The organism is Oenococcus sicerae (assembly GCF_004102045.2).
In the GTDB taxonomy this organism is placed as follows: Bacteria; Bacillota; Bacilli; order Lactobacillales; family Lactobacillaceae; genus Oenococcus; species Oenococcus sicerae.
The window spans coordinates 575880-589214 of sequence record NZ_CP029684.2 but is presented as its reverse complement, the minus strand read 5'-3'; the positions used below and the strand labels follow the sequence as shown (position 1 = coordinate 589214).

Genomic DNA, 13335 nt, shown 5'->3' with positions numbered 1-13335 from the left:
ACGTATCTGGAGGAATAATGGTAGATATTATTAAAACCAACGCTGCTTTTAAAGCTGGCGCTGATAATAAAGGAACTTTAAGTTTCGAAATTCCAGCCCAACAAATATCAAATGGAATCGATGAAGCTTTTAACAAGCAAAAAGACAAGATCAACATCCCTGGTTTTAGAAAAGGACATGTTTCCAAAGACATGTTTTTGGCTCGTTTTGGTGAAGAAGCCCTATATGAAGATGCTTTGAATGCAATTCTGCCTGATGTTTATGATCAAGCAGTCAACGAAGCTGATCTGACAGTTGTTGGCCAGCCGCAGATTCTGCCTGATGATCTTAAAAAAGGCGGTCCTTGGAAGATTCACGCCGAAGTAACTTTGGCACCAGCCGTTGAACTTGGTGATTATAAGAATCTTGAAGTCGAAAAAGATTCTGACCAAGTGACTGACGAGGAATTGACTGCTGAATTGACACGTCTGCAAAAAGGCGAAGCTGAATTAGTTCCTGCCAAAGATGGCGAAGCCGCTGCGACAGGCGACACTGTCGTAATTGATTTTGACGGCTCTGTTGATGGCAAACAATTTGACGGCGGCAAGGCACAGAACTTTAGTTTAAGTCTTGGTTCTGGTCAATTTATACCAGGCTTTGAAGACCAATTAGTTGGTCACAAAGTTGATGAAGATGTTGATGTGAAAGTTAAGTTCCCATCTGATTACCAAGCAAAGGACCTAGCTGGCAAGGATGCTGTTTTCGCTGTGACGATCCACGAATTAAAAAAGCTTGAAACACCAGCTTTGGATAACGAATTTGCCAAAGATGTCGATGACTCTGTCTCATCACTTGAAGAATTGAAGGCCAAGACCAAAGAGAAGCTGGCTAAAGACAAAGCTGAGAAGAGCAAGGATGCTTTTGAAGACGCCGCTGTCCAAAAAGCAGTTGATGCTGCTAAAGTTTCCGGCGAAAAATTACCTGATGAATTATTGAATGATGATGTTTCGCGTCAAATGCAGACATTTTTCAATAATTTGGCTGGTCAGGGCGTTCAACCTGAAATGTACTTTAAAATCACGGGCAGCAGTCAAGCCCAATTAAAGGAACAAATGACTGAAGGCGCACCTAACCGTGTCAAGACGAATCTGGTACTTGAAGCGATTGCTCGGGCTGAAAAAATCAACCCAAGCGATGCAGATATCAATGACGAGATCAAGCATTTAGCAGCTGAATACAATATCAAAGAAGCCGAAGTTGAAAAGTCAGTTTCTGTTGGTCTGCTAAGCCATGATCTGAAGATTCAAAAGGCCGTTGATTTAATCGTTAGCGGTGCAAAAGCAGTTGAAAAGAAGTAATTATTAAAGCCGTCTTAAACGGCTTTTCTTTTTGCCTATAAAAACTTGTATTATGCCTGTTTTGATACAATAGAGGGCATGGACGTAGAATCAGTACAACCGACGATTGCCTGTTCTTTTTGCGGCAAACGCCAGGATCAAGTTAAAAAATTAATTGCTGGGCCCGGAGTTTATATCTGTGATGAGTGTGTCGCACTTGCCCAGCAGATCATTGACCAGGAATTAAAAAGCGATCAGCAGGCTTTGCTGCTGAACGATTTGCCAACGCCGATCGAACTTGTTAATCGTCTAAATGACTATGTGATCGGTCAAGAAGATGCTAAAAAGACACTGGCTGTTGCTGTTTATAATCATTACAAACGGGTCAATGAATCTTTGGCACACAAAGATGGTGACGTTGAACTGCAAAAATCTAATATCTTAATGGTCGGTCCTACTGGATCCGGCAAGACTTATTTGGCACAGTCATTGGCTAAAATGCTGGATGTGCCTTTTGCGATTGCTGATGCGACGACACTGACCGAAGCTGGTTATGTAGGTGAAGATGTTGAAAACGTTGTCCTGAAGTTATTGCAGGCAGCTGATTTTGATGTTGAAAAAGCACAGCGCGGCATTATTTATATTGATGAAATCGATAAAATTGCCAAGAAATCCGAGAATGTCAGCATCACGCGTGATGTGTCCGGCGAAGGTGTTCAACAGTCCTTATTGAAGCTGTTGGAAGGAACGATTGCTTCAGTGCCACCTCAAGGCGGTCGCAAGCATCCCCAGCAAGAGTATATTCATGTCGATACCAGCAACATTCTTTTTATTGTCGGCGGGGCTTTTGATGGCATTGGCAATGTTATTCGTGATCGCCTAGGCGAATCAATGATCGGATTTGGCCATGAGGATCAGCAAAATAAGCAAGAATTTAATAAAAAGAATCCATTGACCCAATTAAACGATCAGGACATCATTAAATTTGGTTTGATTCCAGAGTTCTTGGGTCGTTTGCCAATCATTTCTGTGCTGAACCCTTTGTATGAAAATGATCTCGTGCAAATTTTGACAAAGCCGAAGAATGCCTTGGTCAAACAGTACCAGGCCTTGCTGGCGCTAGATAGTGTCCAACTTGAGTTTGAACCCAGTGCTTTAAAGGAAATGGCCAAGATTGCCATTTCTAAGAAGTCGGGTGCTCGTGGTCTGCGTTCGATCATGGAATCGACGATGAAGGAAACAATGTATCAGATTCCTTCAAAACCAGAAGTGACAAAGGTTGTTGTGACGAAAGCTGCTGTAGATGGCAAATCACAACCAAAAATTATTTCTGCTTCCGATCCTAAAAAAGCATTAGCGTCATAATTGTATAAATTGGGCTAGACCAAACCTATAATGGAACTATGGCAAAATTAATAAAAAATATTGATATCTATACTGGCGCAGGCATCGTGAAAAACGGTTTTCTGCGCTTTTCTAATACAATTGAAGAGCTTGGCGAATTGAAGGATTTTGTCGCCAAAGATACTGACCAGCTTGTGACTGCGCCAGCTGGTGCAATTTTGGTACCAGGCTTTATTGATGTGCATACGCATGGCGGCTATGGCTTTGACACGATGGATGGTAACGCTGATGCTTTAAATGCTTTTTCGCAAAAATTGCGGACTGAAGGCATTACGAGCTTTTTCCCAACGACGATCACACAGACCAAAGACAGCATTGCAAAAGCACTTGAATCAGTTGTTTTAGCGGCAAAAAAACAATTCAATGATCCGCGGCATTCATTTGGAAGGCCCCTTCATTAATGCTGATATGAATGGTGCCCAGCCAGCAGAATATGTGATCGCACCGGATTTGGCTTTATTTAAAGATTGGCAAAAAGACGCAGATGGTTTGATCAAATTAGTCACTTATGCGCCAGAGAAGTCCGGTCCGGCCTTTGAAGCGGGTCTGCATAATATGGGTGTGGTGCTTTCAGCCGGCCATACGAACCAGTCGTATTGGAAAATGAATAAAGGCCAGACATTGGCTTCGCATGTGACTCATTTATATAACCGCCAATCTCAATTGGAAGGCCGCGAACCCGGTGTGACGGGTTATGGTGTCTTGACGCCATCAGTTAAAGTCGAAATCGTCATGGATGGGATTCATGTTTCCCCAGAAATGGTCAAATTGGCTTATGAGCTGAAAACTGCCAAGAATATCGAGGTGATCACTGATTCGATGCGGGCTAAAGGCCAAGGCGAAAATGAAGTTTCTGAATTAGGCGGTCAAAAAGTCGTCATTAAAGACGGCGCTGCTCGTTTGGAAAACGGTCATCTGGCTGGTTCGGTCTTAAAATACGATCTCGGCTTTAAAAATGTTCAAGCCTTTACAGGCGCTTCGATCGCGGACGCGGTTCTCATGACTTCAGTCAATCAGGCACGTGAATTCGGGTTAAAAGATGTTGGCGGCTTAGAAATTGGTAAACGGGCTAACTTTAATCTATTGTCAGCCAAACAAGATCTGTTAACGAACTTTGTTGATGGCGATGAGCTGCGAGTTGCTGAATGAATACGAACAATATGCCGGTTTTTTTGAAGATCAGCGACGATATAGCTGAAAAAATCAAGAATAAACAGTTTGCCGGCGGCAGTCGTTTACCAGCAGAAAGGGCCCTAGCAGAAGCTTATAAAGTCTCGCGTATGACTTTGCGTCAAGCGATCTCTGTGCTTGTTAACCAGGGGAAATTGATCCGTAAGCCGGGATCTGGCACTTATGTATCTGATCAACCGACTGAAATTTCTGAAAACCTTAAAGGAATTACGAGTTTTACGCAGATCATGCAGTCGCAAGGCAAGACGGCTAAATCAAAATTTATTGTTTTCAGAAGACACCAGCCGACTCTGGCAGAAGCCTCGAATTTGGAGATCGGTCGAGATGAAGACGTTATCACGATCGAACGAGTTCGTTTTGGGGATGATGAACCGATCGCTTTTGAGATCGCGACCGTACCAGTCGGCTTGGTTGGTAATATTACCAAGTCGGAAATGTCTGGCGGCTTATATGAATATCTTGAAGAACGGGGTTTTCAGTTTGGCAAAGTCGTGCAGGAATTTTCGGCTGTGATCGCTAATGAGACTGTTTGCCAACGGCTGGGTCTGACCACAGGCCAAGCGGCGCTATTTTTGCGGCAGACATCTTATTTGACTAATGGCAAACCATTTGAATTTGTTTCTACTTATTACGCAGGTGATCGTTACCGTGTCTATTTAGAACGACAATAAAAAAGCCAATTGCTAAGCTATTTTAGCAATTGGCTTTTTTATTACTGTGCGGCAGCATGGTTGCTTTTATTAGCCAACCAGTCTCCGATACCTTGAATTAAGAAGATCAGCAACAGCAGTGCGATCGTGCCGACCCAGACAACATCATATTTAGACTGTTGTCCGAAAGTGACGACCGTGTTTCCTAAACCACCCGATCCGATCGCGCCGGCCATAGCAGTTAGACCGACTAGGCTGATCAGTGTTACGGTCGAGACACGAATGATTTCTGGAAAACTTTCTTTCATGTAAATGATCAAAATATCCCAATTTGTTGCCCCAAATGATTCAGCGGCTTCAATTTCACCCGGATCGATCGATTTTAAAACAGCTTGGATCTGCCTGGCATAAAAGGGTGCGACTGATAGGCTTAAAGGTACCAATGCAGCCGTGGCACCTAAGGTCGTACCGATCAAGACTTGTGTCAAAGGGGAGATCACAAAGAGCAGAATAATGAAAGGGACCGCTCGAAAGATCGAGACGATTTTGTCTGCCAGCCAGAAAATGCTTTTATTTGGCAGAATACCATCTGTGTCTGAAATAACCAATACAACGGCAAAGAATAATCCGATCAAACCACCGATAATGGCGGAAAAAAAAGTCATGTAGAGTGTTTGATAGATTGACTGCCACCAGCCGTAATCACCACCCCAGCCCATTGAGACAACATTTGGCAGCCATTTAGATAACCAATTGATCATTGTGCCGCCCCCTTAATGATCTGCAGCTTGATTTTTTCTTTTCTGATAGCTTCAAGTGCTTTGCTTAATTTACCGGCACTGGCAGATAAAATCACGATCAAGGTGCCGATCGAGGCATTTTCGATTGTTTCAATATTGCCGTAAAGAATATTGACTGTGACATCATAATTTTTTGCCAGTGATGATATCAAGGGTTCGTCTGTGGACTTGCCGGAAAAGCCTAATTCAACCAGCAATTCATCGGCTTGTAAGTGTTGAATGGCTGGCTGCTGCAGAATTTTTTCCAAAGCTTCCTTGTTGCCCGAAGCAGTTTCGATAAATTCTTTCGTTAAAGGTTTTTGCGGATCGGCAAAAATTTGAAAGGTTGAATTCTGTTCGATGATCTCACCGTCTTTCATAACGGCAACGTGATTTGCGATGTTTTTAACTACCTGCATTTCATGAGTGATCAAGACGATCGTGACACCGGTCTGACGATTCAAATCGGCCAATAGCGCCAAGATCTGCTTAGTTGTCTTTGGATCCAAAGCACTGGTAGCTTCATCGGAAATTAAAATTTCTGGATCGTTGGCTAAGGCGCGTGCGATTGCCACACGTTGTTTTTGACCGCCGGATAATTGCGATGGGTAGTTATCGATGCGGTCAGCCAGACCGACTTGTTTGATCAATTTTTTGGCTTTAGCGATGCGGTCTGCTTTTGACAGAGAAGCATGTTTTAAAGCAAAAACAACATTTCCCAAAACCGTCGACTGTTCCAGCAGATTAAAATGCTGGAAAATCATGCCGATTTTTTGCCGTAATTTTCGCAGTTTTTTGCCTTTGACCAATACTTGACCATTTTTAACAGTCTGCAGACTACCAACTTTGATGTCTCCGGAGCTGGGCTGATGAAGCAAATTAATCAAACGCACGATCGTAGATTTACCAGCGCCGGAATAACCGACGATACCAAAAACATCGCCGCGATCAATTGACAGGTTGACATTTTTCACAGCATCAACTGCTTTGCTGCCGTTTTGAAAATGGACAGTGATATTGTTCAGCTCGATAATGGGTTCAGTCATAGCTTTTGATCAATTCCTTAATAAAGTCCACGTGATCAAAGTAATCTTTGATACGGACATTTTCGTCCGGTGCATGGTCGGCTGAATCAGCATAACCGATACCGGCCGCCGTGATCGGTGATTTGAAGTTGTCGTAAAAATAAGCCATCGGACCAGTGCCGGGTGTTGTTGGCAGCAAGGAAATATCTTTGCCGTAAACTTTTTCGGTCGCTTTGATCACACGCTGGATTTCCGGCGCCGACAAGTCAGAACGATAAGGCTTCTCACCTAAAGTATAAACGGCTTTCACATTCGTAAAGCCATGTTCTTGCAAGTGGGCGGCGACTTTATCGAAAATATCTCGCGGATCCTGGTCAGGCACCAGGCGAATCTCTAATTTAGCAGTTGCTTCAGCTGGTAAAACAGTCTTCACACCAGTTTCTTGATAGCCCGAACTAATACCCTCAATATTTAAAGCCGGTGAGAAATACAAAGCCTTTAAAAGATCTGTCTTATCACGGTTGTTTAATAAAGCTGCAGTCAATTTAAAACTATCGACTAATAAGTGTTCGTCGATCGTTGAGTACTGATCCACTAAAGCCAACTCACGTTCGCTAGCCTTTCTGACGCTATCGTACACGCCCTTTACAGCGATCGTGCCGTCTGGATTTCGCAGGGAGTTAATTACTGCTACAAGCTGCCATGCAGCTGAATCGACCACGGGTGCCAGACTTGAATGCAAGTCGCGGCCAGCTGTTTTGGCTTTTAAATCAAAAGTCACGATACCTTTTGTACCACCGTTTAATTCTTGTTGTTCTTTGCTGTTGTAGCCGCCGGATTCCCAAATAACGAGATCATTTTTCAGAAAATCAGCGTGTTTTTGCAAATATTGTGCCAGACCGCGAGAAGCTGTTTCCTCAGATCCTTCGACGACAAAATCAATATTGACAGGTAGCTGATACTGATTTTCGTCTAAGTATTCAGCCAAAGCGGTCAGACGAGCCAGCAAGTTGCCCTTATCATCGTCAACACCGCGACCGAAGAACTTATCATCACGCTCGGTCAACGTCCAAGGATCACTGTGCCAAAGATCAAAGGGTTCGGCTGGCTGGACATCGTAGTGATTGTAGATCAGCAGCGTTTTGGCATCCGTTTTCGCTGATTTGAATTGAGCTAGTACAAGCGGAAATTCATACTCGTTATCCACGATCACATGATCAGCTTTTAGTTCTTGAAAAAATGTCTTGATCAAGTCGCTGGCTTCTGTCAGACCGGTTTTTTTAGCTGAAACACTTGGAATTTTGATCAATTCAGCTAATTTATCTAGGTATTCTTGCCTGATTTTTGTCCTTTCAACCATTTTCAATTCCTTTCTGATACTTTATTTTCGCGATCAAGTTTCGTTACTTTAATTTAATATCCCAAGCTGCCAGCGAAGTGCCGTCTGAATACTTTTTGATCAACTGCTTGATCTTCTTTTGCTGATAGCCTTTGATGATTTCTTTGTAGGCTGCGTACTTTGCTTTATTTTTCTTGTAGTTCGGACGAGCAGCGATGACGTTGATCCATTTCTTTGATGCTTTGTTGACTGGCTCAACGAAGATCGCAGACTTGAATTTTAGGCCGGCCGCGGATACAAATGTATTGTTAATAAAGGCTGCATCGACTGAGCTTAATGAACGTGCTGTCTGTGCGGCATCCACTAAAACAATTTTGATGTGTTTAGGATTGCTGGCGATATCAGAAGGTGTAGCCAAGGCAACACCTTTTTTAAGTGTGATCAAGCCAGCGGTCTGCAGTGCAACCAGAGAACGGCCTTCATTGGTGGCGTCATTAGGAATAGCGATTTGGGCTTTATCCGGCAAATCTTTAACACTCTTGTAGCCTTTTTTCGTATATAGACGAATTGGGGCAATGACTGTTTTTGCGATCGGCTTTAAATTACCGTTGTTTTCCTTATTCCAATTATCCAAGAAGAAATAATGCTGGAAAGCATTCAAATCGATATCACCATTTTTAAGTGCTTTGTTAGGCTGGCTGTAGTCAGTAAATTGCACATATTTGATCGTGACATTGCCATGTTTTTTAGCGTAATTACTGATGACTTTCCATTCAGCCTTGTCTTCGTCGTCCATCGTCATGAGACCAACTTTGACCGTAATTGCCTTAGGCTTGCTCTTAGCATTGGCAGTCGTTGCTGCATGCAGAGCTGGTGCGGCCAAAGCTAAAGTGCTGACAGCCAAAGTTGCCAATGAAATATATGCTGTTTTTTTAATTCCTTGATTTATCATAATTATTCCGTTCCCAAATTTAATTAGATTCGCTACTGTTGATCAGACATAAAAAAAGCCACTCCTGTTCAATACAGAAGTGACTTAGCACGTTACCATCCTGCTTGTTTGATCAGTTACCTGATCAACCTTGCCAACCATCTGCTTTAACATATGAGTCAAAGTTTAATGGCGTGTCTAGTAACGAAGACCAATCCGTTTAATGCTTTCGGTGAACCGTTCGCATTAACCAATCACCGGCCATGTTCGTTTTGCTGCTTCACGTTGACTTCCAGCGACCGTCAACTCTCTAAGCTTTGCTTTAAAACTACTATCCGGATCAACTTGTTTAAAATCTATGCAATAAAGATAACACAGATAAAGGGAATGTCAAATGACAAGTTGATCAATCCGGATTTTCAAGGGTGTAAAGTATAGAATAGAAGTATAAATATTAGGAATGAACGTTCATTCCCATAGAGAGGAATAACTTATGACACAACATGCTTATATGATCGGAAGCGGAATCGGCAATTTGGCAGCTGCTGTTTATTTGATTCGTGATGGCGGCTGGTCAGGAGATCAGATCACGATGTATGGCTTAAATACTCATGGCGCTAATGATGGCGATACAGTTGAAGCCTATACGAAAGAATATAGCGGACCAAAATTGGCTAATACGAAAGGATTTTTAGCAGAGGGTGGCCGCATGCTCAATGATGCGACCTATGAAAATCTCTGGGATCTGTTTCGCTCAATTCCATCCTTGGATAATCCTGGTCAATCAGTCACGGATGATATTTTGGATTTTGACCAGGCACATCCAACTCACGATGTTGCACGATTAATGGATAAGACCAACGGCCTGCGCATTAGCGGCAAAAATAGTTACAGCAAGATGCAGTTTAGCATGAAGGATCGCGCTTTATTGACGAAGCTCATGATGATGCCGGAAAAAGATGAAGAGAAGCTAAATGATTTGTCGATTGCTGAATGGTTCAAAAACAGCCCGCATATTTTTACGACTAATTTTTGGTACATGTGGGAAACGACTTTTGCCTTCAAAAAAGAATCCTCAGCCATGGAATTGCGTCGTTACATGAATCGTATGATTCTGGAGTTTTCACGCATCAACACGCTCGAAGGTGTGACACGGACGCCTTATAACCAGTACGAATCGCTGATCCTGCCTTTGCGTCAATATTTAACTGACAAAGGCGTTGAATTTGTCAGCAACGTTAAAGTGACCGCTTTTGATTTTGCTGATACAGCTTTGCGTGATGACATTATTGTTAACGGCTTGGAAATTGAAGATGTTGTGAGCGGCAAAAAGACCAAAATCAAAATTGCAGACGATGATTATGTTTTCGATACGAATGGTGCCATCACCGATTCCGCTAGTATCGGCGATTTGGATACCGCGATCGTTGAAAATAAAGAATATGCACCTTCAGCTGCCTTGTGGAAACAGGCGACAGAACACTTCTACTCACTAGGAAATCCTGACAAGTTCTTCAACGACCGGCCTCAGTCGGAATGGATGAGCTTTACGGTCACGACTAATAATCATTATCTGCTGAATCAAATTGTTCGTATTACGCAGCAGCAGCCAGGAAATGCTTTGAATACTTGGGTCGACTCGAACAACTTGCTATCGATCGTGGTTCACCACCAGCCGCATTTCAAAGCACAGAAGGAAAATGAAAGTATTTTTTGGGGTTATGCCATGTTTCCACGCGAAAACGGCGACTATGTTGATAAGCCCTTTATCGAAATGACCGGTCGTGAGATCTTGACTGAATTGATCGGACACTTAAATGAAGTCGATGATTCAGCTGATAAGATCGGCGATCATCTCGATGAGATCTGGCAGTCGATTGTGAATGTGATTCCTGTCTACATGCCTTATGCTAGTGCCTTGTTCAATCGCCGCGCGGTTGGTGATCGTCCAGCTGTTGTGCCTGAACATTCAAAAAATTTGGCCTTTATCAGTCAATTTTCCGAAATGCCATTTGATATGGTCTTCACAGAACAGTATTCGATTCGCGCTGCGCAGCTTTCTGTTTACAAGTTTCTCGGTATTTCTCAGAGCAAGCTGACCAAGCTGCATCATTATGAAAAAGATCCAAAAATTCTAGCACGTGCGATGAAAACAATGTTTAGATAATTATTTCAAATACTTAAAAGACTGGCTCATTGAGTTTGACGTTTTAAAATGATGTTTAAAATATCTTCAGTCTTTTTTTGTACGTTTTTATCAGTCATTTCTCGCGGACGAGGAAAATCACTCAAATCGATCAATTCACGAATATGATGGTTAGAAACGACGACGACATGGTCAGCCAGCCGAACGGCCTCTTCCACATCGTGAGTGACAAGAATGGCTGTAAAATGATATTCCTGCCATATTTTTTCAATTAATTTTTGCATATTGATACGCGTTAAAGCATCCAATGCACCGAGCGGCTCATCTAGTAATAATAATTCTGGTCCGGAAATCAAAGCTCGGGCTAGCGCTACTCGCTGCTGCTCGCCGCCAGATAGACTGACTGGATGGGCTTGGGCCAGCTGCTTTAATCCCACTGCATTTAGCAGTTCCAGAGTTTGTTTTGTTTCGGATTTTTCAGATCCAAGCATGACATTTTCGAGGACGGTTTTCCAAGGCAATAGGCGACCGTTTTGAAACATGATGCGCGTTGTTTCATTTAAACCATGAACGATTTGTCCATGTTCTTCAATGCTACCTTCGGTCACTTTTTCCAAACCGGAAATCATGCGCAGCAGCGTTGTTTTACCGCCGCCGGATTCACCCACGATCGCTGTAAAAGAACCCTTGGCGAAGGTCAGATCAACATCTTCGATAATGACTCGGCCGTTGTAGGTCTTTTTAACGTTTTTCATTTCGACTAATTTTTCCATTAAGCGATCACCTCGCGCTGGCGCCAAGTTAATAAATCATCTTCAAGAAACTTGGCGATAGAATCTGATAGTTTGCCGAGAATGGCATAAATGATCACCACGAGGACGATCGTTTTGGTATCGGCAAATTGTTGTGCATTCATGGCCATATAACCTAATCCGGATTTGGCGTTGACTTGTTCTGAGACGATCAAGGTCGTCCACATGATGCCCAACGCATAACGCAGCCCAACGAGAACACTCGGCAGAGCGGCAGGGAAAATAATTTCTTTAAATAGCTGCCAATTGGAGAATTGGTAAACATGACCCATTTCGATCAGGTCCGGATCGACATCCTTGATACCAGAATAGGTATTCACATAAATTGGAAACATCGTACCCAATGCCACCAGCAGGATTTTGGCTGGTTCACCAATGCCGAACCAAAGAATAAACAAAGGGACCAAGGCGAGGTGAGGAATATTTCGAACCATTTGAATCGTTGAATTGGAGATCGAGCGAGAGATTTTCGATAAACCATTGGCCAAGCCGAGCAAAAAACCAATACTGCCGCCTAATAACAGGCCAGCCGTTGCTCGATACAAAGAAACAGCAATATTTTTTTCTAATTTACCGCTGTTCCAAAGTTGAATCGTCTTTTCGATGACCTGGATCGGACTTGGTAGAATGGCCTCTTTGAGCCAGCCGGCATTTGCTGACAGCTGCCAAACAAGCACAACGATGATCGGTATTAACCAGGGAATGAATTTAAATAGGAATTTTTTCATTTGTTGTTCTCCAAATTTAAAAATGTTTTTTTAACTTTGATCTGCTTACTGATCATTTTATTTTTGTAGAGCAGATCGGCCATATCCTGTTGCTCACGGATGATCGATGAATCGCTTAGACTGGCTATACCATAAGTTCTTCGGCTTACCTGCAAAGTGACGATTTTTTTACTTAACCCAAAATCTTTTGTGAAACGTTTAATGAGCAGTGCATGATGATTATTGGCCCATTTCATCGTGACTTTTGCGTCTTTATTCAGCAGTCTGATGAGACTTTTATGCTTGTTAGCCCAAGATCTGGTTGAGGTGAAAAAGTTATGATCGCCAGATAGACCCTTGGCATTGGTTAATATCTGGGCATTATCCGTGACCTGGGCAGAAGCGGCGAAGGGGTCCCAAGTGACCCAGGCATCGATTTGTCCAGTTTTAAAGGCCGAAGCTGCCGCCGATTGACTCAAATTAATTGCATTGACATCAGATAAAGTTAGACCGGCTTTATCCAAAGCCTTCAGCAGCAGATAGGTTGAAGCGGTACCATAGCCATAGGCGATTTTTTTGCCTTTAAGATCTTTTAGACTTTTGATACTGGAATTTTTCGGAACCAGGATCATCGAAGCTTTATATTTTGAAGTTGTCGCAGCCACGTAGACGATATCTGACCCGCTAGCTTGAGAAACAACTGGCGGGGTATTTCCGGTCCTGGCAAAACGAATATGATGACTGGTCAACGCTGTTAGCATGGTTGGCCCGTCTTGAAACAGACTCCATTTGATCTTATAGCCAAGTTTTTTGGCGTCGTTGGCAAAACTGCCGTTGATTCTCATTAGGTCTGCTTCGTCGCCCCTTTGGTAACCAAAATTGACCACTTTCAACTTTTTATCGCTGCTGCTGGCATTGCTGCTGTTACCGCCTTTGGCATTATCAGATCTCACGGATAAGAATCCGAGGATGGCAACGACGATCCAAGCTGCTGCCAATAATGCGTAGCATAGTTTTCTTAATTTCCTTTTCATG

The 13335-nt window shown here is 43.0% G+C and carries 11 protein-coding genes and 1 pseudogene; 5 read left to right on the top strand and 7 right to left on the bottom strand.

Annotated elements, in window-relative coordinates:
* Positions 1–17: 17 nt before the first annotated feature.
* The 4 genes and pseudogenes from tig (at position 18) to DLJ48_RS02975 (ending at position 4582) form a co-directional block, all read left to right on the top strand.
* The gene (tig, locus tag DLJ48_RS02990; protein ID WP_128685783.1) at positions 18–1337 is read left to right on the top strand and encodes a trigger factor; all 1320 of its coding nucleotides are present in this window, start codon (positions 18–20) and stop codon (positions 1335–1337) included.
* Positions 1338–1415: 78 nt separating this feature from the next.
* Positions 1416–2681 (top strand): ATP-dependent Clp protease ATP-binding subunit ClpX, encoded by a 1266-nt coding sequence (clpX, locus tag DLJ48_RS02985; protein ID WP_165438699.1) that lies wholly within the window; start codon positions 1416–1418, stop codon positions 2679–2681.
* 38 nt (positions 2682–2719) lie between these two features.
* Positions 2720–3869, top strand: a pseudogene (gene nagA, locus DLJ48_RS02980) (N-acetylglucosamine-6-phosphate deacetylase).
* Positions 3866–4582: a GntR family transcriptional regulator gene (locus tag DLJ48_RS02975; RefSeq protein WP_128685782.1), complete on the top strand. Its 717-nt coding sequence runs from the start codon at positions 3866–3868 to the stop codon at positions 4580–4582. Before nagA ends, DLJ48_RS02975 begins: the two are co-directional and overlap by 4 nt.
* 41 nt (positions 4583–4623) lie before the next feature.
* Here DLJ48_RS02975 and DLJ48_RS02970 read toward each other — a convergent pair whose 3' ends face one another.
* Genes DLJ48_RS02970 through DLJ48_RS02955 form a run of 4 tightly spaced genes read right to left on the bottom strand, consistent with a single transcriptional unit; the run spans position 4624 to position 8656 of the window.
* Positions 4624–5322, bottom strand: coding sequence for a methionine ABC transporter permease (locus DLJ48_RS02970; protein WP_128685780.1), 699 nt, complete (start codon positions 5320–5322; stop codon positions 4624–4626).
* Entirely contained in the window at positions 5319–6386 is a 1068-nt protein-coding gene (locus tag DLJ48_RS02965; protein WP_128685778.1) for a methionine ABC transporter ATP-binding protein, read from the bottom strand. Before DLJ48_RS02965 ends, DLJ48_RS02970 begins: the two co-directional genes overlap by 4 nt.
* Positions 6379–7725: a M20/M25/M40 family metallo-hydrolase gene (locus DLJ48_RS02960; protein WP_128685776.1), complete on the bottom strand. Its 1347-nt coding sequence runs from the start codon at positions 7723–7725 to the stop codon at positions 6379–6381. The genes DLJ48_RS02965 and DLJ48_RS02960 overlap by 8 nt, the downstream gene beginning before the upstream one ends.
* A 43-nt stretch (positions 7726–7768) precedes the next feature.
* A complete protein-coding gene (locus DLJ48_RS02955; RefSeq protein WP_128685775.1) occupies positions 7769–8656 on the bottom strand; it encodes a MetQ/NlpA family ABC transporter substrate-binding protein in 888 nt (295 codons plus the stop codon).
* Positions 8657–9128: 472 nt separating this feature from the next.
* Between DLJ48_RS02955 and DLJ48_RS02950 the strand changes: the two genes are divergently transcribed.
* Positions 9129–10802, top strand: coding sequence for an oleate hydratase (locus DLJ48_RS02950; RefSeq protein WP_128685773.1), 1674 nt, complete (start codon positions 9129–9131; stop codon positions 10800–10802).
* Between the two features lie 26 nt (positions 10803–10828).
* Here the strand turns inward: DLJ48_RS02950 and DLJ48_RS02945 are convergent, their stop codons facing one another.
* Genes DLJ48_RS02945 through DLJ48_RS02935 form a run of 3 tightly spaced genes read right to left on the bottom strand, consistent with a single transcriptional unit; the run spans position 10829 to position 13334 of the window.
* Positions 10829–11554: an ABC transporter ATP-binding protein gene (locus DLJ48_RS02945; protein ID WP_128685771.1), complete on the bottom strand. Its 726-nt coding sequence runs from the start codon at positions 11552–11554 to the stop codon at positions 10829–10831.
* The gene (locus DLJ48_RS02940; RefSeq protein WP_128685769.1) at positions 11554–12321 is read right to left on the bottom strand and encodes an ABC transporter permease subunit; all 768 of its coding nucleotides are present in this window, start codon (positions 12319–12321) and stop codon (positions 11554–11556) included. Before DLJ48_RS02940 ends, DLJ48_RS02945 begins: the two co-directional genes overlap by 1 nt.
* Positions 12318–13334: an aliphatic sulfonate ABC transporter substrate-binding protein gene (locus DLJ48_RS02935; protein ID WP_128685767.1), complete on the bottom strand. Its 1017-nt coding sequence runs from the start codon at positions 13332–13334 to the stop codon at positions 12318–12320. The genes DLJ48_RS02940 and DLJ48_RS02935 overlap by 4 nt, the downstream gene beginning before the upstream one ends.
* Between the last annotated feature and the right edge of the window lies 1 nt (position 13335).